Annotated in this window: 20 protein-coding genes; 13 read left to right on the forward strand and 7 right to left on the reverse strand. The window is 68.3% G+C overall.

The window, feature by feature from the left end:
* Nucleotides 1-23: 23 nt before the first annotated feature.
* A complete protein-coding gene (locus ECOMGDLI_RS01030) occupies nucleotides 24-443 on the reverse strand; it encodes a helix-turn-helix domain-containing protein (RefSeq protein WP_088312837.1) in 420 nt (139 codons plus the stop codon).
* Between the two features lie 505 nt (nucleotides 444-948).
* Between ECOMGDLI_RS01030 and ECOMGDLI_RS01035 the strand changes: the two genes are divergently transcribed.
* From ECOMGDLI_RS01035 to ECOMGDLI_RS01085, 12 genes are all read left to right on the forward strand, one after another.
* The gene (locus ECOMGDLI_RS01035) at nucleotides 949-1245 is read left to right on the forward strand and encodes a hypothetical protein (protein ID WP_088312739.1); all 297 of its coding nucleotides are present in this window, start codon (nucleotides 949-951) and stop codon (nucleotides 1243-1245) included.
* A gap of 233 nt (nucleotides 1246-1478) precedes the next feature.
* Complete coding sequence (locus tag ECOMGDLI_RS33525; protein ID WP_158220823.1) at nucleotides 1479-2150, forward strand: hypothetical protein; 672 nt, start codon at nucleotides 1479-1481, stop codon at nucleotides 2148-2150.
* A complete protein-coding gene (locus tag ECOMGDLI_RS01045; RefSeq protein WP_143447405.1) occupies nucleotides 2150-2830 on the forward strand; it encodes an SAF domain-containing protein in 681 nt (226 codons plus the stop codon). The genes ECOMGDLI_RS33525 and ECOMGDLI_RS01045 overlap by 1 nt, the downstream gene beginning before the upstream one ends.
* A complete protein-coding gene (locus tag ECOMGDLI_RS01050; protein WP_088312745.1) occupies nucleotides 2827-3630 on the forward strand; it encodes a hypothetical protein in 804 nt (267 codons plus the stop codon). Before ECOMGDLI_RS01045 ends, ECOMGDLI_RS01050 begins: the two co-directional genes overlap by 4 nt.
* Nucleotides 3627-5057, forward strand: a complete 1431-nt coding sequence (locus tag ECOMGDLI_RS01055; protein ID WP_198954416.1) for a CpaF family protein — start codon at nucleotides 3627-3629, stop codon at nucleotides 5055-5057. The genes ECOMGDLI_RS01050 and ECOMGDLI_RS01055 overlap by 4 nt, the downstream gene beginning before the upstream one ends.
* Before the next feature lie 5 nt (nucleotides 5058-5062).
* Nucleotides 5063-6022 (forward strand): type II secretion system F family protein, encoded by a 960-nt coding sequence (locus ECOMGDLI_RS01060; RefSeq protein WP_143447406.1) that lies wholly within the window; start codon nucleotides 5063-5065, stop codon nucleotides 6020-6022.
* Nucleotides 6019-6966 (forward strand): type II secretion system F family protein, encoded by a 948-nt coding sequence (locus tag ECOMGDLI_RS01065; protein WP_088312749.1) that lies wholly within the window; start codon nucleotides 6019-6021, stop codon nucleotides 6964-6966. The genes ECOMGDLI_RS01060 and ECOMGDLI_RS01065 overlap by 4 nt, the downstream gene beginning before the upstream one ends.
* 11 nt (nucleotides 6967-6977) lie before the next feature.
* Nucleotides 6978-7166, forward strand: a complete 189-nt coding sequence (locus tag ECOMGDLI_RS34285; RefSeq protein ID WP_158220824.1) for a hypothetical protein — start codon at nucleotides 6978-6980, stop codon at nucleotides 7164-7166.
* A gap of 76 nt (nucleotides 7167-7242) precedes the next feature.
* Nucleotides 7243-7581: a TadE/TadG family type IV pilus assembly protein gene (locus tag ECOMGDLI_RS34290; RefSeq protein WP_158220825.1), complete on the forward strand. Its 339-nt coding sequence runs from the start codon at nucleotides 7243-7245 to the stop codon at nucleotides 7579-7581.
* Nucleotides 7582-7643: 62 nt separating this feature from the next.
* Complete coding sequence (locus ECOMGDLI_RS01075) at nucleotides 7644-8042, forward strand: TadE/TadG family type IV pilus assembly protein (protein WP_158220826.1); 399 nt, start codon at nucleotides 7644-7646, stop codon at nucleotides 8040-8042.
* 68 nt (nucleotides 8043-8110) lie between these two features.
* Complete coding sequence (locus ECOMGDLI_RS01080) at nucleotides 8111-8509, forward strand: pilus assembly protein TadG-related protein (protein WP_158220827.1); 399 nt, start codon at nucleotides 8111-8113, stop codon at nucleotides 8507-8509.
* Between the two features lie 47 nt (nucleotides 8510-8556).
* Nucleotides 8557-11385 carry a LysM peptidoglycan-binding domain-containing protein gene (locus ECOMGDLI_RS01085; RefSeq protein ID WP_158220828.1) on the forward strand — a complete coding sequence of 943 codons (2829 nt, stop codon included), beginning with the start codon at nucleotides 8557-8559 and terminating at the stop codon, nucleotides 11383-11385.
* A gap of 125 nt (nucleotides 11386-11510) precedes the next feature.
* Here the strand turns inward: ECOMGDLI_RS01085 and ECOMGDLI_RS01090 are convergent, their stop codons facing one another.
* Nucleotides 11511-11939, reverse strand: coding sequence for a hypothetical protein (locus ECOMGDLI_RS01090; RefSeq protein WP_143447408.1), 429 nt, complete (start codon nucleotides 11937-11939; stop codon nucleotides 11511-11513).
* Between the two features lie 76 nt (nucleotides 11940-12015).
* Here ECOMGDLI_RS01090 and ECOMGDLI_RS01095 point away from each other — a divergent pair, with 76 nt between their 5' ends.
* Nucleotides 12016-14016 (forward strand): ATP-binding protein, encoded by a 2001-nt coding sequence (locus ECOMGDLI_RS01095; RefSeq protein WP_088312762.1) that lies wholly within the window; start codon nucleotides 12016-12018, stop codon nucleotides 14014-14016.
* A 120-nt stretch (nucleotides 14017-14136) separates the two neighbouring features.
* On the opposite strand, the gene ECOMGDLI_RS01100 is transcribed toward ECOMGDLI_RS01095, so the two are convergent.
* The 5 genes from ECOMGDLI_RS01100 to ECOMGDLI_RS01120 form a co-directional block, all read right to left on the reverse strand.
* Nucleotides 14137-14955, reverse strand: coding sequence for a C40 family peptidase (locus tag ECOMGDLI_RS01100; protein WP_198954417.1), 819 nt, complete (start codon nucleotides 14953-14955; stop codon nucleotides 14137-14139).
* Between the two features lie 328 nt (nucleotides 14956-15283).
* Nucleotides 15284-16051, reverse strand: a complete 768-nt coding sequence (locus ECOMGDLI_RS33530; protein ID WP_143447409.1) for a hypothetical protein — start codon at nucleotides 16049-16051, stop codon at nucleotides 15284-15286.
* A gap of 123 nt (nucleotides 16052-16174) precedes the next feature.
* Complete coding sequence (locus ECOMGDLI_RS01110) at nucleotides 16175-17164, reverse strand: DUF932 domain-containing protein (protein ID WP_088312768.1); 990 nt, start codon at nucleotides 17162-17164, stop codon at nucleotides 16175-16177.
* Between the two features lie 140 nt (nucleotides 17165-17304).
* Entirely contained in the window at nucleotides 17305-18024 is a 720-nt protein-coding gene (locus ECOMGDLI_RS01115) for a hypothetical protein (protein ID WP_143447410.1), read from the reverse strand.
* Nucleotides 18017-18952 carry a DUF4192 domain-containing protein gene (locus tag ECOMGDLI_RS01120; protein WP_158220829.1) on the reverse strand — a complete coding sequence of 312 codons (936 nt, stop codon included), beginning with the start codon at nucleotides 18950-18952 and terminating at the stop codon, nucleotides 18017-18019. Before ECOMGDLI_RS01120 ends, ECOMGDLI_RS01115 begins: the two co-directional genes overlap by 8 nt.
* Nucleotides 18953-19336 lie beyond the last annotated feature (384 nt).

Raw genomic sequence — 19336 nt, forward strand, 5'->3', positions numbered from 1 at the left:
GGGGTCTGCTTACGCCGAGTACGTCAGTCGTCCAGTCCCTCGAGTTGACGAGCTCGCTCGATCATGTCGGTGATCGCCTTCAGAGTCTGAGTGGACAAACCGGACGCGCGCAAGGCCACGTGGCGAACGTCGGCGTCGCGCATGGACGCGAGTAGGTCGAGCTCGACGTCGATGCGGTCGGCAGCGGCCTCGTCGAAGAAGTACGCAACCGGGACGCCGAAGAAATCGGCGAGGGCCTCCAGATGCTTCTTAGTGGGGTTGTCGCGCAGCCCCTTGCGCAGCTGCCACAAGTAGGACGCCGAGATGGTCGGCCCGCCGCGCTCCTCGATCGCCTTGGCAACCTGCTCGTGCGTGTACTCGCCCTTCGCGGGCCGCACCACCTGGAAGAGGTGGTCGATCTTGTCGGCCAGCACCCTCGGAGCCGGGGGCGAGGGTTCCGTCATCACCACCTCCTGAGCATCCGACCGTTGACACTCGTCTGCAGTCTACAGTAGTAAAGAGACGTTCCTCTGAAAAAAATGACGAGCGCTGATGATCATCGGAGTTCAGGTGTAAGGACTGTCCGCCCATCAGGTAGGGGGCACCGTGACTGGTTGGAGAGCGCGACAGTCTCGTGGCGCTTGCGGTCGGGCGCGATATCGAGCCACGACCGGCGTGGTCGCCGTGCTGCTGGTCAGCGTGCTCGTGGCGGCGTGCTCCGGCGACAGTTCGCCTGGCGGGGCGCCGTCCACCGCATCCACGTCGTCCTCGGGTATCACAAGCACCGCCTCGGGGACCAGTTCGCCCGCGGCGAGCACGTCGCCGTCACCTTCGCCGCCGTCCACCGCGGACCGAGAGGCGACCGATCGGGTAGCCGTTGAGCAGGCCTGGACGACTTACTGGCAGATCCACCAGGGGCTGTTGGCCAAGCCGTCCACGGAGTGGCCCGCCACAGTCGCCAACGTCGCAGTGGACCCGACTCGGCAGCAGGTGCTCGACGAGGCGAAGACCTTCGCCGCGTCCGGGCTGGGCTTCTACGGCCAGGTGGTCAACCACCCGTACTGGAACAGCCCGATCGACGGCAAGGACCTCGCGGTGATGGGGGACTGCATGGACACCAGCCACTACGGAACCCTCGTCGTCAAGACCGGCGTCAAGCGCACGGTCGGCCGGGCGAAGGACAACACCCGAGCCACCTTCGTCAAGGGGGACGACGGGACGTGGCGGGTCCAGAAGATCGAGTTCCTCGTGGATACGCCATGTTGACCCGCGGTGCCTGGACGCGGCGACGGGTGCTGGCTTCGGCGCTGGCAGTTGCTGGGATGTCGGTGGCTTCGGTGCTCGCCGGACCCGTGGCATCCGCTGGCGCGACGGGTGGCGGCAACCCACCGCCGATCATCGTGACGCCCGGTGGAGGTGGGACGGTCGGAATCGACGTGCACGCGCCGGGGCGCCCTGGTCGTGGCGGGAGCTCCAAGGACGGTGGCCAGGCAGCCACCGTGGCCGACGTATCGGCGGTTGATCCCTGTTCGGTGAACCCGACCAGTCGTGCCTGTGCGGCGTCCGACCAAGGTCTGTACTGCTACGCCTGGGGATCGGCTTTCCTCCAGGCCGGGCTGCCGCCGACTGGTCTTGGCCCGCTGATGCAGAGTGTCGGCTGTGCCCCCACGCTCCCGGTGGTCACGCCAGCCATGCTGGCCCAGCAGGCGTACTCGTTGCTGCGCCTACCGGAACCCACGATCGAGAGATCACCGACGGCGATCAACAGCGATCGGGGTCGCCCGTACACGTGGGTGAACCTGTGGACCTGGTTCTGGACGGACCCAGCCACCTTCACTCCGAGATCGCGCACCGCTTCCGCCGGGGCGATCTCGGCGACCGCGACGGCGACTCCGGTCGCGCTGGTCTACGACCCCGGAACCGGCGACGCGCCGGTCACCTGCCCAGGCCCCGGCCGGCCGTGGCAGGAGCAGGACGGCGACGCTGCGCCGTCTGGCGGCGGCTGCGGCTACACCTACCTGCACGTCCGCGACTCGGTGACGGCCACGGTGACGATCCAGTGGCGCGTGACCTGGGTCGGTAGCAACGGCCAGACCGGAGCTCTGCCGGTGTTGCTCACCTCCGCGTCCTCGTCCTTCATGGTGCAGCAGCTCCAAGCGGTGAACCGCTGATGGCTACCACCGTGTCGCCTCGACCTGCCAAGGCGGGGCGGTCGACGCGCTCGGCGACAACACCCTTGCGGGCAGGCGCGGCGTTGCCGACTCGTCAACGGCGGCCGGGCTGGACGGCGCTCGCGCTGACTCTGATCGTCGCCTTCGCTGCGATCGGGGCCTGGCTGTACTCCTCGGCAGGCGCGAAGACCGCCGTGGTCGTGGTCGTGCGGAAGGTACCGGCCGGTCACCTGATCGAACGCGCGGACGTGTCAACGGTCGCGGTGGCCGGCGCCGTGACTGCGATCGCGGGTCAGAACGTCGAGTCGGTGGTCGGGGAGGTCGCCGCGGTGCCGCTTCTCCCGAACATGTTGCTGCAACGCTCGATGATCACGACTGAGCCAGTGCTGGCTCCTACCCAGGCTCAGGTGGGCGTGGCGGTCCGTTCGGGGCAGATCCCCGCCGATGGTCTGGCGCCGGGGGATGCGGTGACCGTGGTCGAGCTACCGGCGACCGGCGCGCCCGAATCGACTACTGCCTCGGTCCTGGTGGATCGAGCCACGGTGTTCGCCGTCCGGGATGACCCGGCTCTGGCGGGTGGCACGCTGTTGACGCTCGTTGTGCCCGCGGAGCGGGCGGTGGCAGCTGCGGCGGCGAGTGGCGCTGGCCGGGCCGCGCTGATTCGGGTGGCCCCGCGATGATCGTGGCCATTTGCGCGGACAAGGGCTCGCCGGGAGTCACGACGGCCACGGTTGCCCTGGCTATGGCCTGGCCAGGGGAACGGCTGGTGGTGGACGCCGACCCGGCCGGCGGTGACCTGGAGTTCCGGGCCCGGCATCCCACGACTGGTGGCCGGATCCGCAGCGAGGGCGGCCTGCTTGCTCTGGCGGCCGACACCCGCCTCACGCTGTCGCCTGAGGCCCTGCCGGGCTATGCGCAGCCCACGCTCTGGGGTGTCGATGTGATCTGCGGGCCGCCGAACGCTACGTCGTACGCGCCGATGCGCAGCCTCTGGCCAGCCGTTGCCGACACTCTCGCGGCCTGGCCGGGGACCGCCTTCGCCGATCTCGGGCGGCTCTACCCGGGCACGCCGACGATGGCCATTGCTCATCGATCCACCGTGATCTTGGTGCTCACGGAGGTCAGCGTCGAGCACCTGTTCCACCTGCGAGCCCGAGTTCCTGAGCTCGCTTCCCAGTTCGGTGACCCCTCCCAGCCCGTCAACCCGGTCGCCGTGGTTGCGCTGGCCAGGCGCCGGGACGCAGCAGACGCCGTTCAACAGATCAGCCGGGTGCTGGAGTCGGTGGGGTGCCCGGTGCCGGTGCTCGCCTCGTTGGCGATAGATCCTGGGTCGGCGCAACGGTTGCGTGAGGGCCAGATCTCGGTGCGGATGAGCCGTGGACACTTGCTGAGGTCGGCTGCGGATGTCGTCGACAGGGTGACTCAGCGGTGGCCGACGCTTGCCACAGCAGACCCCGCTGCAGCGACGGTGGCATCGTGAACGGCGACCCGGGCTACGGGCTCGTCCGCATCCTTCAGGGTCAGGTCGCGGATCGGATGACCGCGGCGAAGCAGGCACGCCAGAACAGCGGCCAGCCCGAGCTGACGGCGGCCGACGAACGTCAACTCGCGCTGAGTTTCATTCGGGACGCCGTTGCTCGGCATCGTCGGGCCGAGATCGCCGTAGGCCTTGAATTGCCCGACCCGGCCCAGGACATCGATCTGGTCGAGGCTGTCGATGCGGCCATGTTCGGCGCCGGTGCCCTGCAGGAGCTGCTTGATGACCCGGACGTCGAGAACATCGACATCAACGGCTGCGACGAGGTCTGGGTGACCTACGCCGGTGACCGGGGCAAAGTCCGGGCACGCCCTGTCGCCGCGACAGATGAGGACCTGGTCGACATCGTCCGGACCCTCGGCTCGTACGCCGGGATCAATGCCCGGCCGTTCACTCCTGCTACCCCGGAACTGGATCTGCGTCTGCCGGATGGGTCGCGCCTGTCGGCGATCATGGGTGCCTGCGAGCGGCCGTCGGTGTCGATCCGTCGCAACCGATTCCCGCAGATGTTCCTCGACGACACCCCGGTCGTAACCGCCGGTCCCCGAGGCAACGGCCACCGGGACGCTCGTCGTCCAGGCAGTAGCTCTCGTCGGCAGGTGACCCTGCTGGAGTTGGGGTCGATCGACGCCCAGCTCGCGGCTTTCCTGCGCGCGACGGTCCTCGCGCGATGCAACCTGATGATCGCCGGCGCGACAGACGCCGGGAAGACCACCCTGCTGCGGGCACTGGTGAACTGCATCCCGCCGTCCGAGCGGCTGATCACGGTGGAACGGGCCATGGAGCTCGGGCTGCGCCGCCACCCCGACCTGCATCCCGACGTGGTCGAGATGGAAGAGGTGCTGCCGTCGTCCGAGGGCGGCGGAGGGGTCAGCATCGGGGCGCTGGTGCGCCGAACCCGGCGACAGAACCCGTCCCGCGTGATCGTGGGCGAGGTTCTCGGGCCCGAGGTGGTCGAGATGCTGTCGGCGATGAGTCAGGGCAACGACGGGTCCCTGTCGACGATTCATGCCAGGGACGCCAGCGATGTGTTCCACCGCCTGGCCACCTACGCCGCCCAGTACGAAGGCCTGTCCTTTGACGTCAGCCATGCCCTCATCGGCTCGACTATCGACTTCGTCGTTTTCGTCCGTAAGAACCCGCGGCTCCGTGGCCGCCGCTGTGTGATGGAGGTGCTCGAGGTCACCGGATCCGCGGACGGGCGGGTCACCCGCTCCCGCATCTTTGCCGAAGGGCCGGACGGGTCGGCGATCCGCGACCCGGAGGTGGCGATCATGCGGTGGCGGGCGCTCGCGGAGGCCGGCTACGACGACGGCGCCTGGCACGGAGCGGCCGCAGGCATTCAGCCCTGGGCCTCCGGAACTGGGTGATCACCATGGGGCTGCAGGCGGAACCACTGCTTGGCGCGTTGATTGGCGCTGGTCTGGCCGGTGCGCTCGTGCTGCTTGTCGTCGGGATCCGGGGCACCCTCGTCGAGCCGGGCCGCCCGCCCGGACGATGGACGGCGCTGTGGCGCCGGCTCACCTCACCCGCGACGGCCTCCCGGCTGGTGGGTGTGCTGCTCGTAGGCCTGGTCGTCCTGCTGCTCACCCGATGGCCGGTTGCTGCCGTCGCGGTCGCGGCACTGGTGGCAGGGTGGCCGCAACTGTTCGGTGGGCTCCGGGCCGAACAGGCCCAGATCGCCCGACTCGAGGCGTTGGTGGTCTGGACCGAGTCGCTGCGGGACACCGTTGCGGCGCACGCCAGTCTGGAGCAGGCGATCCCGGCGTCCACGTCGAGCTGCCCACTCCTGCTGCGCCCGGCTCTGACCCGACTGTCCGGTCAGATCCGCGCCCGGGCCCCGCTGGACGTCGCCCTGCTCAGCCTGGCCGCCGAACTCGACGACGCCAGCGCTGACCTGGTGTGCGCCGCTCTGATCCTCAACGTACGGCGTCGAGGCGACCGACTCGCCGAAGTGCTCACCGGATTGGCAGTCGCGGCCCGGGAGGAGCTCGACATGCGGCGACGGGTCTCAGCCGGGCGCGCCGGGCTGCGCCGAGGCGTGCAGATCGTCGTCGGCATGACGGTGGTGTTCGCGGCGTTCCTGATGGCCTTCGGTGGCACCTACGTACGCCCGTACGACACGGTCTCGGGGCAGGTGGCGCTGCTGGTCGTGGTCAGCATGTTCGCCACCGGGTTCGTCTGGCTGCGCCAACTGTCGGCGGCCGACCCGGTCACGGCCTTCCTGGCCCGGCCTGGCAGCCCTGCCGTGCTCGACGCAGATCACCAGCGGCTCGTCGCGTCCCTGACGGGGCAGCCAGCTCGGTCCGGTGCTGCGAACGGGGCCCGGCAATGATCGCCCTCGCGGTGGTCGGGGCCGGGTTCGGGCTCGCGGTCTTCGCACTGATCTGGCGTCTCGCTGCACCTCGACCGTCGGCGCTCGTGCAGCTCGGACGGTTCGACGCCCAGCAGCGCGCCGCGACGACGAGCACCTCGACGCTCGGAGGGGCGACGTATGGGCTGACTACGGTGTCCCGGGGCGATGTCGGAGGAAACTCGTGGCAGCCTGACCGAGCGGGGGCATTGCTGGCCCAGGCGCTCGAGCGACGAGGGGTGTTGCTGACCGCCTTGCGCCGCGACCTCGCCCTGACCGGCCACAGCCTGGAGTGGGCGCTCGGCCGGAAGCTCCTCGCCGGACTGGCGGGTTTCGCTCTGGTCGCTGTCACCGCGACCGTGATGCAACTGCTCGCCGGCTGGGCACTGCCTGCCGGGACGCCGGTGCTGCTCGCTCTCCTGATCGGGGTCGGGTTCTCGTTCCTGACCGATCTGGAAGCGCACCGCTTGGCAAGTGCGCGGCGTCGGGAGTTCCGCCGCGCTCTGGGTGCCTACCTCGACCTCGTCGCCCTCGAGATGGCCGGCTCGGCCGCACCCAACGAGGCGCTGCCCAACGCCGCCCGGGTCGGCACGGGGTGGCCGTTGGCGTTGCTGCGGGACACCCTCTGGCGAGCGACTCTGTCCGGCACCGACCCGTGGCAGGCGCTCACCGACCTGGGAGAGCGGATCGGGGTCGGCGAGCTCCGCGACCTCGGCACTCTGGTCCGTCTCGTCGGGCGGGACGGCGCCCGAGTCCGCGCCACCCTCACCGCGCGAGCCGCCACGATGCGCCGCCGCGAGCTTGCCGAAGCGGAGGGTCGCGCCGGTGAGCAGGAGCAATCGATGCGCCTTGCCCAGGTGCTGATCGGGTTCGGCTTCATCACTTTCATCTCCTACCCGGCCGTCGTGGCGGTGCTGATGCTCTGAGGAGGCAACTCGTGTTGACCCAGTTGAACTTCGTGCGGGCCTGGCTTATTACCCGCCTCCGCGCCCACAGACATGACGACCGTGGCGACATCGTCCAGACCGCCATCATCGTCGGTCTGTTCGCCGCGGCGGCGATCATCGTCGTGGGCATCCTGGTCGCCAAGGCCATCGGCGCTGCCAACGCCGTGCGCACGCAGTAGCAGGCCACCGGTGAACGGGATCCGTGACCGGCTGCGTCTACGCCGTCGTCGACAGGGCGACGGTGGGTACTCCGTCGTGGAGGCGGCGATCACGCTGCCCGCCGTGGTGCTGTTCACGATGCTCGTCGTCCAGTGGGCTCTGCTCTGGCACGGGCGACACGTCGTCGAGTCCGCCGTCCAGGACGGCCTCCGCGCTGCTCGTGCCTACCAGGCCACCGCCGCTGACGGTCAGAGCTCCGCACAGAGCTACCTGCAGGCTGTCGCCCCCACCTTGGTCACCGCGCCACGAGTCGAGGTCTCGCGCACTGCAACCACCGTCACCGTTCACATCCGGGCCGGCGTGCTCTCGGTCATCCCTGGTGGGCCATTCCAGGTCGACGAGTCCGGAACAGCGCCCGTGGAGCGATTCTCATGACACGCAGCGGTGGCAGCGCTCGATGGGCTTGGCGTAGGGCTGCAAGAGGTGAGGAGGGGTTGATGGCGATCGAACTGGCCATCCTCGCCCCGGTCGTGCTCATCATGCTTCTCGTCGTCGTGGCGTTCGGGCGAGTCACCCACGGTCGCGCGCTCGTCGACGAAGCCGCTGCCGTCGCCGCCCGCGCCGCATCACTCGCAACCACGCCAGGGCAAGCCCACGCCGACGCTGCGCAGGCCGCTCGCGAGTCCCTCACGGCCGCGGGCCTGTCCTGCATCGGGGCCGGGGTGACCGTCGACACCGGTGCATTTCGGCCCGGCGGCCAGGTCGCCGTCACCGTGACGTGCTCCGTGGACCTGTCCGCGACTGCCATGGCCGGACTGCCGGGAACACTTGCCATGCGGGCCTCAGCGAACTCACCGATCGAAGCTCACCGCGACCTCGCCGGACCGATCCCATGACGCCCAGCGCACTGAAACGCAACCGCCGACCGCCCACGGGGTGGAGTGTCCAGGGCGACGAAGGGTCCGTGTCCGTATACCTGGCGGTGTGGGCGGTAGCGATGATGGCGATGGCTGGACTGGTCATCGATGGGGGAGCAGCGATTGCCGCCCGCGCTCGCGCGGCCGACCTCGCCGAGCAGGCCGCCCGAGCCGGAGCCGACGCCCTGTCCCCAGCGTCCCTGCGGGGACTCACCCCGACAGACCTGCGAGTCGACCCCACCGCAGCCCGCGCCGCAACTGATCGAGTGCTGGCGCTCGGCGGAGCCACAGGTGAGGTAACCATCGCCGGCCTCGACGTATCCGTCACAGCGCACGTGCCGCGGCAGGCCACGGTGCTGACCGCGGTCGGCATCAACGACCTGACCGGCACCGCAACTGCGACGGCCACTGTCCTTCACGGCACCACGACGCCGGGAGGACCGTGATGCGATACCTACGCGCCCTCGGAGCCGGACTGCTGCTCGTAGCAACGGTGATCGGCATCCCCGGCCTCCTCGCCGTGACCATCGGCAACCCCCTGCGCGGCTGGCCAGACCTGGCCGCCGGCGACCTATCGGACACCGCCCTCATCGACGTCCTGGCTGCAGTCGCCTACGTCGCCTGGGCCCAGTTCGCGATCGCAGTCCTGATAGAGGCGATCGCGGCGACTACCCGAGTCCGCATCCCCGACCAACTCCCAGTGGTGTTCTCCGGGCAGCGCCGCCTGGCCCACGCGCTCATCACCGCCGCGTTCCTGCTGGCCAACGGCGCCAGCATCGCGTCCCCGGCACTGTCACCACAAGCCGTCGTCGCCTCGGTTGCCGTTGCCCCGAATGCGGGCACGTCGCAACCACCCAAGTCGGTTGCCGCTTCGTCTCATGGTGTTGCGGCTGAACAGGTGTCGACCTACACGATCCGCGCCGACAGCCCCGGCACCTTCTGGGATCTCGCCGACCACTTCCTCGGCAATGGGCAACGATGGCCCGAGATCTGGCAGCTCAACGAAGGGCGTCAGCAGCACGACGGTGTCGTCATGACCTCGCCCGGACTGTTGCGCCCCGGGTGGACCGTCGCCCTGCCCATCGACCTGCAGGACAAGGCTGCGCCGGCGAACGGCGTATCCACCCGGACCAGCGGCGCCCCGACGCATAGCCCGAGAGACGGCACGGTGACCGTTCTCCGCGGTGACAGCCTGTGGTCGATCTCGGAGGCGCATCTCGGCGACGGCAACGCGTGGCCCCACCTGTACCGCCTCAACCAGGGAAGACTCCAGCCGGACGGCGGCCGACTCACCGACCCCGATCTCATCCAACCCGGTTGGATCCTCAGCCTGCCCGACCAGCCCGCATCTCAGCCCCAGCCGCCACCTTCGCACCGACGGCCGAGCGAACCATCAGCGTCCCCGACCTCGGCCCCTGCGCCGTCGCAACACGGGCTACCGACGCCGTCGTCCTCAACCATCACTGAGGCGGCCTCGCCGTCCGTCGCCTCCGTCGCGACGCCCTCGGCGGAGGCAACGCCAACGAATCGTCAGGTCGAGCGCGGGCCCTCGGCCGGGGTCGAGCTACCTGGCGGGTGGGTCGGGCTGCCGCTGGCAGCTGCCATCAGTGGAGCCGCCGCCATGGTCTGGGTACGCCGTCGCCGCCGACATCGATATCTGCCTCTCTGGTCGAACCCGGGCGAAGACCGCGACTCCGGAGACCCGTCGTATGTCGACGACGAGGATCTGCAACCACTGCCCGCCGTCGTTGACCGTCTGCGTCGCACAATCCGTCAGCAGGCACCGACCCTGCTGGAGCCGGTGCCGGCGCCCTCGACAGTCAGCGAACACATCGCCCGTCAGTCGCTGGTGTCTCCTCCGGCAGTGGGTCCGTCGGGTTTGGAGCTCGCCGATCTCAGCGAGCTTGTTCCGGATCGCGGGTTGGGGTTGATCGGTGCCGGAGCCGACTCTGCTGCCCGCGGTCTACTCGTCGCCGCGCTGACCTCCGGAGGGACGCACGACCCGGACGTGCAGGGCGAGGTCGTAGTCCCCGAGGCAACGCTCCGACGGCTGCTCGCCAGCGACGCCGGCCCGGTGAAGGACCTGCAACGGCTCTGCGTGACTCCTGATCTTGATGAAGCCATCGCCGAGATCGAGGCGATCATCCTGCGTAGGCAGCGACTCCTGGATGAGCACGACGCTGCCGACATCGCGGCACTGCGCGCCGATCCGACGAACCCACCCATGCCGCAGCTCGTGCTTCTGGCGGACGTCCCAACGGGGGAGCAGGCGGCGCAACGGCTGATCGCCCTCCTTGAGCAAGGACCCAGCACGAACTCCGCCGCGGTGTTCCTCGGTGACTGGCCCTCCGGCTCTACAGCGACCATCGAAGCTGACGGCCGCACTACCGCGGGTGATGGGAAGCCGGGGTCGATCCGAGTCGCGGTCCTCGACCAGCCGACCACCGCACAACTGCTGGGCGTCATCGCCGAAGCCGAACCGGACCGCGCGGATGACTCGTCCCCAGAAGGGGAGACCGACGGTGATCTCGACGAGCCGCCGACCTTGAATCATGAGCCAGTTGTCCCGCAGGGCATGAACGCCGCGAAGGTCAGGATCCGACTCTTCGGCAAGGTTGCGGTCCTCGACGACGAAGGCCTACCGGTGCCTGGGCTACGGCAGAACGCCGGCACGTTGCTCATCTACCTCGCCCTGCACCGCAAGGGAGCGGACAAGAACGACATCCTTGAAGCGATCTGGCCAGACGCACCGTTGCGCCGCGCAGCGGAGCGGCTCTCGACCGAGGTCGGGAACCTCCGGCGCTGCATACGCCTCGCCTTGCCCGACCAATCGGCTCAAGCCGTCGTCAACACTGGCGGCCGTTACCATCTCAACACCGATGTCGTCGACGTAGACCTCTGGCACCTGGAGGACGCCATGGGCGCGGCGGTGGCAGCGTCTGATCCGGCGGAACGAGTGCACCTATTGCAGGTCGTTGTGAGTGCGCCCGTGCTTGAGCTGGCTCGCGGTCAAGACCACAACTGGCTCGAGCCGGTTCGCGAACAACTACGCCGGAAGGCTATCCGCGCCCATACGCAGCTCGCGGATCAAATCGCACCAGAGGATGGTGCGATGGCTGCCCAACTGACCCTGCGTGCCGCTGCGCTCGACGCAACCAACGAGGAACTGTCTAGAAGGGCGATCACCGCCCTGGCTCGGGCTGGCGACGATGCGGCGATTGACACCGAGCTAAGCCGTCTGCGGGTGGCTCTTCTTGAGATCGACGAAGTGCCGTCTCATGAAACTCTTGCCATGGCGAAATCGTATAAACGCGTTGTGTGATCGCCTTATCTTCAATCCCCAGCCCAGGGCGTTCACCCGCCCAGAATCGTGAAGGCCGGCAGTCTGCGCAGTTACGCCGTGATGGTCACCGATCTCCGCGACCAAGACTCGCGCCGCTGCGTCCTCTATATGCCGAGCAACTTGGAGCCTAAGGCGCTCCCTAAGGCGCCGATGAGGATGCCGCGTCCATCCTGTCCGACCGCGTCCAGAAGTCGTCGGGCTCGTGTGCGAGCCTCTGGCGTCTCTCCCTGCTCGGCGACATCGGTGAGTGCGACGAGTAGTCGCTCGGTAAGCGACTCCGCTGAGGGCCAGGCCCCAACGGCGCGTCGTGCCCGCTCTGTGACGCCGGTGACCACGACGGGGTACCGCATCTGCGTGGAAACGCCGACGATGTAGCCACCGTCTTCGAGGCGACGAAGGGCGCTTTGTATCTGCCGCTCTGTCAAATCGCCGACGTGCAGAGGCGTGTCGACACGGTGAGCGCCCTCAACCTCCAGCCGTTGCACCAGCTCAACGAGCACAGGCAGGTCGGACTCCGCCCATAGATCGATCACAAGCACCACTCTACGTGCAGCGACCTCAGCGTGCGGGCCCGCCTGCTCTGTCGGTGCCTCGTGGCAGCATGACTCCATGACAACGGTCAAGGTCCAGGCGGGGCAGTCGATCTTGGAGGGCTACGTCAAGCGGCCTTCTGTTGGGTTGTCCGAGCTGGTGTGGAACTCCTTCGACGAGGATGCCCACGTCGTGACGATTACGTGTGGCTACAACGGCCTTGGTGGCCTCGAAGAGATTGAAGTTGCGGACGATGGCAACGGAATGGGGCTGGAACGTGCTGAACGGTCCTTCTCTCGGGTCGGTGACAGCTGGAAGTTGATGCCGGGAACCAAGAGCGTCGGCGGTACCAGAGTGGTCCACGGTCGGCATGGCCGGGGGCGATACGCTGCCTTCGGGTTGGGCAACGTCGTTCGTTGGGTGTCGACTGCCGAAAAGGTAGAGGGTGGCCTCGGAACTGTCCGGGTCACCGGTCGGCGGACATCTCTAGACAGCTTCGACATCGAGACATTCGAACCTGAGCCGGACACCGCCGAGACGGGTACTCGCGTCTCGGTCATCCAGTTGACTCAAGAGGCGGTCGCTGCATTCGATGCCGTCAGCGACTTGCGTCAGTCGATCCTGATCGAGTTTGCGCTCCACCTTGACCGGCACAAGGACTTCAGTATCCGCTTTCTGGGCCATGACATCGATCCCGGGTCGGTCCAAGAGCATCGCGAAGTGATTGCGCTGAAGGATGCCGATGAATGGGAAGGCGTCGCGACCCTAACCATCATTGAGTGGAAACTACAGAGTGTACGGCGTGCGATCTTCTTGTGCGATGCGGATGACCGCGTTTTCGAGGAGGTTGAGGCGCGGATTCAGGCACCCGGCTCCGAGTTCACTGCCTACCTCAAGTGGGACGGTTTCGGCGGTCGGGAACCGATTGGATTGGAAGACGACACTGACACACCCACCGGCCGCCTGATCGCGGCGGCCCGCGATGCCATCCGTCAGCATCTGTCGGAGCGGCACCGCCTTCGCGAGGCCGCCACCATCCAGCGATGGCGGGACGAAGGCGTCTGGCCGTATAAGGAGGAGCCGAAAACTCAGGTTGAGGCCGCTACCCGTGACACCTTCCGAGTTGTTGCCATGGCTGCGTCCCGCACTGTTGACGAGAGCAAGAGTGGGCAATCGAAAGCGCTCGCCCTCCGGCTGCTCAGGGAGACGTTCGAGAATGATCCCGAGGCGCTGCTCCCGATTCTCACCGACCTCGCGCGGCTTCCGAAGGCACGGATCGACGAGCTTGCTCAGATGCTGAGGCACACAACCCTGTCTCAACTCATCCAGACAGGCCGGGCGATCGGCTCCAGGATGGACTTCCTGAGCGGCTTGAACACGATCTTGTTTGATCGGCAGATCAAGAGCCGCTTGCTGGAGCGGCGTCAGCTACACCGGATCTTGGCCCACGAGACCTGGATCTTCGGCGAAGAGTGGAGTCTCACGGGGGACGATGAGCGACTGACCAAGGTCCTGAGGAAGTTTCTATCGAAGCTCGGAAAGGAAGTTGAGCTTGCGGACCTGCAAGAAGTCCGCCTTGAGGACGGCTCCGACGCGATCCCGGACTTGGTCCTAGGGCGGCGACTGCAGACCAACGCCGACTCCTTCGAACAGTTGGTCGTCGAACTCAAGAGGCCGAAACACAAACTCGACGACGACGACGTCAGCCAGCTTCGGGCGTACGCAAGTGCGATTGTCAATGATGACAGCTTCGCCCAGCCAAACGTGAAATGGGACTTCTGGCTGGTCGGCAACGAGACGACCCGCACGGTGGACGAACAGCGCCGCCAACGAAACCTACCCTTTGGCGTCGTTCAGGAAACCGACACATACCGCTTGGTGGTCAAGCAGTGGAGTGAGTTGATCTCCGATGCCCAGCATCGTCTCAAGTTTGTGCAGAACTCTCTGGACTACGAGACTTCGCACGACTCAGGTCTTGCCTATTTGCGCGAACGCTATCCTCAATACCTACCAGCGGAAGTGTCCAATGGGCGGGGAAGCGAGAGCGACGTCATGGTCGAACGTCCCCAATCTGCGTGAAGTCACGGCATGGGGCGGCGGTCGGCGGAGGTTGGTGCTGAGCCAGTCGGTCGCTTCGACGTGGAGCACCGCACACCTTCCGACGCGGCGACGGTAGCCACGTCCAACACGACGGCGGCCTTACGCTCGAACCCGCCGTATTTCCGTGATCTGGGTGGCCCATGACCTGATCTTGGTGAGTTGGACGACGGCGCCGGTGTGGGGTGCTTGAACGACTAGGCCGTCGCCGATGTACATGCCGACGTGGCCGGGGCGGGCTGGGGTGCCGTCGGCGCCGGGGATGAAGACGAGGTCTCCGGGCTTGATGTCGGCGAGGCTGGGGACGGGCTGGCCGGCTTGGACTTGGTCACCGGTGGTGCGGGGCAGGGGGATCCCGGCATGGGCGTAGGCCTGCTGGACGAGGCTGGAGCAGTCGCACTGGTGGGCGGGGTTTACGGAGTGGGCGTCGGTGCAGTCGCCGCCGTACGAGTAGGGGGTGCCGAGCTGGCCGAGGGCCCACACGATCGCTGTCCGGACCGGCAACGGTGTGTCGACGGGCAGGGAGAAGGCGGCGGGCAGCACCGACGCGACGTCGGAGGGCAGCCCGTCGCCGCCGCCGAGCAGGCACCCGGGGTTGCCCAGGAGTTGATCGACACCGCCAATCGCCGCTGAGGCGCCGGCACCCGTGACCGTGTTGTAGATCTGACGAGCCTTGGCTTCCTGGTCGGCGTATGCGGACGGGTGGGCGCTGCGTTGGACAGCGTTCGCCGCTTCGGTGAGCGGTATCTGCTGCCAGTTCGGAATCGCGACCAGGGCTTGGTAGAAGCGGGTCGCCGCGTAGGTCGGGGTGAGGATCTGGTCGGGGGTGCCCCACCCTTGCGACGGGCGCTGTTGGAACAGGCCGAGGGAGTCGCGGTCGCCGTACGGGAGATTGTTCAAGCTGGACTCCTGGAGCGCCACGGCCAGAGCGATGATCCGTCCCGGTGGTGGCACGCCCAGCGAGTTGCCGACGGTGGTGATGATGCGGGCGTTGGCGAGTTGCTCGGCGTCCCAGACGCTGGCCGGCGTACGTGTCGCTGCGGGGTCGGGCGAACTTATCGTCGCGGCGCTGACAGACGGGCCGTACGAAGCGGTGGCGATGGCTGGGCTGGCGGCCGGCGCAGGGCAGGCCGCGCCTGCGCCGCTGGTGAGGAGTCCGACGCCGAGGCTCAGGGCAAGTGGGGGGATAGCGAGTGCCGCGACGGCGGATGGTGCGGTTCATGACGGCGTCCAAACGCAGAAAGGCCGGTTATGCGCGACCGGCGGCGGGGCAGCGGGTGAGGGCGTGCGCTGGGTGAGCGCGTACCTGGGGGAGCCGAGACAGGCTGGGGTTGAGACGCCGTGGTCGGCTCCCCCAGGGGCGGGGCGAACTGGTTATCGAGTGGGCAGGTGGAGGTCGCAGCGGCGGCCGCAGGTCGGGCAGATGATCCAGGGGATGCCGTCGCAGCCGCACGGCTTCGAGCGATAGCCGCCGATGTAGGCGCGGCAGTGCGGGCACGGCTTGAACGGGGCATCCACACTGGGACCGAACACTTCGGTGAGGGTGACGAACGACCCGTCCGCGGTGATGAGGTCGCGGTCGCTCCTGCCAAGTCCAGCCGTGTCCGCCGGGGCAGGTGATGTCGACGCTGTCGGCGTCGAACCAGTCGCCGGAGTCGGTGCAGGCGTCCGCGTACACGGTCGCCGGGTCATGGTTGATCCCGACGACGGCGACCGGCCCCCAATCCCGGTGGATGCCGCGCAGGATCCACACTTCGGCGTCGAGCCGGGTCTCGACGTGGGCGATGACGTCGGTGACGGCGAGCTCGGGGCTCGTGGGCTCGAATCCGCTGGTCGTCATCCAGGTCTGTGCGTTCTCGAGCCAGTCGGGTGCCGCGTCCGGTCGGGATGCCCAGTTCTGTAGCGCGGTGGTCAGTTCATCGATGGGGCCGCCGGTGCGCTGGTCGAGCCATACAAGGACGTCGACGGTGACGTAGCCGCCGGGATGAATCGTGACGCGTGAGTCGGGATTGATCATCCTGCTCTCCTTCGTGTCGTAGTAGTCGTCGTGGCTGGTTGCCCGACAGGGAAAGGGGAAGCCGGGAGCCGAGGCGGTGGGGCCAGGGAGGCGCCACCGCCTCGGTCCGGGTGGAGGGGCGGTTCAGTTGCGGACGGGGGCGAGCAGGTCGTGTGCCTTCTGCTTGATCCCGGTGACCGTGGCCGAGCTGAGGGTGCGTTCGGCGCGCCGGGCCTGGCTGGGGGCGGGGGCGTAGAAGTCGACGTACTCGGTGATGGCCTGCCAGCCGGCCCACGTCGTCCCGCGGATGTTTGCCTGGGTGGGTGCGTCGGTGAACAGGTAGTCGAGCGTCGCCGCGCGGCGACGGTGGTTGGTCCTGGTCCGCGCAGGGGCGTCCAGAGGTGGGGTGGGCCAGATCTGCTCGCAGACGGCTCGGAAGGCGTCTTCGGCGAGGGCGGTGTCGAGCATCCGTTCGGCGTCGGCAGCGAACGCGTCGGCATAGCTGTAGCTGATGCCGATCGCCTGGCGCGCTTGGGCGATCTTCGTCTTGATGTTGGTGGTGTGTCGGAACGTGTAGTGCCCGACGGATCGCTTGAGGGACAGTCGCTGGGTGTTGGCGCAGACGACCCGGACCGGGGTGGCGTCCACACGCAGGGCCATGGATCCGTCATGGCTGGTCGAGACCGCGAGGAACAGGTCGAGGTCGTCGATGCCGGCGATGCGGATGCCGTCGGGCATCCGCAGAGTGATGAAGATGCGTCTGCCTTCTCGCAGTGAGCCGGCGGTCTCGAAGTGGGCGCCGGAGGCGTCGGCGAGCAGGTCGAGCAGTTCGGCGCAGGCCTCGTTCTGGACGGGGGTGTAGTCGCGGCCGACGACGCCGAGGTAGTCGGTGGCGCCGGTGACGGGGTTGGTCCGTACGGTCATGGCCTTGTCGGGTGCGGCCACGGTTGTGCTGTCCGGAGCGGTGCCGGCGACGGGGATCTTGCGGACGTTCCAGTCGCCGAGCAGAGCGGTGGTGATGACTTCGGTGGCGGTCATGCAGTCGGTGGTGACGGTGCCCAGTTGGTGCCAGGCGGGCACCCGGGCGGTGGCGAAGGCCGTGCGGCCGTTGATGGTCTCGAGTTCGTGTGCCATGACGAGCTCTTCCTTCCTGTCGTTGATTCCTGTCAGCTCGACGGGTTGTCGATCTGTTGGTGGGCATGCGAAAGCCGGCTCCACGTCGTCCCGGTTGGGGAAGTGGGCCGGCTGAGGTGCTGCCTAGTGAGGGTTGGCAGTCAGGGGGTGGGCAGGCTGAGGGTGCAGACCTGGCCGCAGGTGGGGCAGACGATCCAGGGGTCGCGGTCACACCCGCAGGCGGTACGTACGTCGTCCCTGTCGTCGTGCTTGCTTTCGGTCGTTGCGTCGTCGTCTCGGTCGGTGATCACGCCGGTGCAGGTTGGGCAGGTGGTGAACGGGACGTCGAGGTTGGACCCGAACACGGCGGTGAGGGTGGTTGCCCGGCCCGTCGTCGTGAGCAGTTCGCGTCCGGTTCGCCAGGTCCAGCCGTGCCCGGCGGGGCAGGTGATGACCAGGCTGTCGGCGTCTCGCCAGGCCCAGCTGTCGCGGCAGCCGTCGGCGTAGATGGTGGGCGGGCGGCCGTCGACGCCGACGATGACGATGCGGCGGCCGTCGATGGTGGCGGACGGCAGCACCCAGACGGCGGCGTCGAGCCGGCTCGCCGAGTGCCTGATCAGACTGGACGCCGCCAGACCGTGGTGGCCTTCTCGACACCAGGCGGTGGCCAGTTCGGGCCAAGCGGTCTCGGTCGGGTCGTTGCGGTTGCCGGGCTGGGTCCGCAGGCCATGACGGCGCGCCCAGGTATGCAGGTCTCGGGTGAGGCCTTCGTGGACGCCGCGGGTGCGCAGTGCGAGCCAGGCGACGGTGTGGATGACCGGGGACCCGCCGGGTGTCACGCGGACGGCGCCGTGTCGTGGTCGGTGGCTGTCGTCAGGCATCGGGGTCACCGCCCATCAGGTCGGCCAGGCCGGGGTGAAGCTCCGCGACGTCCCGGACGGCGACGGACAGCGCCTCACGGAGTTGGCCGGGGTGGACGTGGGCTTCGGTCAGACCGACGACGAGCTGGGCGAGGGCGTAGTCGGGGTTGTCGCGCAGGGCGTGTTCTGCGGCGAGCCGGGCCAGGACGGCGTTGCCGCGTTGGTAGGTGGTGGTCGCGAGGAGTGTTGCCGCGGGGGCGATCCACCCGGTGGGTGCGGTGCGGATCAGGTCGGTCCACAGCCACCAGGCTGCGTCGTCGTGCCAGCCGCTGGCGGCGTCGCGGACGACGACGTCTGCCAAGGCCTGGAGGAGCAGGGAGGCCTCGTCGGGGGTGAGGGGGAGTGGTCCGTCGGTGCGGGCGGTGTGGGCGTCGTCGATCGCCCGGTAGGCGTCACCGGTGGTCGGTCGCGGCCGTCGTGGTAGGTGGGCGGCGACGTCGTCCACGAGCTCGTCTGGTCCCGGCTGCAGGTGCGCGTTGAGGCTGTCCCGGGTCGGGGCGGGGGAGCCGCTCGCGGCGATCAACGCCACGTCGACCGGGGTGTCGGAGCTGATGGGTTGGCCGGGTGGGCAGCAGTCCTGGGTACAAGTCAGGGACCACCAGCGGCCGTCGTCCACGCGCTGCATCTCCAGCACGGGGAGCGGTGAGGTCGCTGCGAGGGTGAACACGATGTCGACCTCGTCGGCGGGCATGTAGCCGATGAGCGCGACGGCGTGGGTGTCGGCGTCGGCGAGGGGACCGGCGAGTCGTCGCCACATCTCGGTCGGGTCGGTGTGGACGGCGGAGGCGTCGACGCGGGCGGTGATCGCGATCCGGCGCTCGTGCAGGCCGAGGACGACGATGCTGCCGGGGTCGGGGTGGAAGCCGAGCAGGTACGGCACAGCGGTCACCAGATCGCTGGGCTCGCGGAGGCGCACCGTCGTTGCGGTGCTGGCTGGAGTGGACATCTCGGTTGGTTCCTTCCTGGTTGGGTGCCCGGAGGTGGGCATGCGGATGCGCCGCGTGGGACGACGTCCCACCCGGTCGCGGGTGATGGCAGGCAGCTGCGAATAGCTGAACCGACAGGGACTGCCGGGTAGGGGAGTGCCCTCGATGCGGGGCGTGAGTGCTCGCGCGGCGGCGAGTGGGGAGCCCGAGGTGGGCGGCGTAGCTGGGTGGCGATGGGTTGGCTGTTTGCGGAGAGGTCCGGGCCGACCAGCCGAGAGGCGGTGGGCGATGTCGGATCTGCGGCCGCGATGGCCAAGTCCCGGTGGTGCGGGTGGATCTTGTGGGGG

It is taken from the genome of Kineosporia sp. R_H_3, from assembly GCF_002198675.1.
In the GTDB taxonomy this organism is placed as follows: domain Bacteria; phylum Actinomycetota; class Actinomycetes; order Actinomycetales; family Kineosporiaceae; genus R-H-3.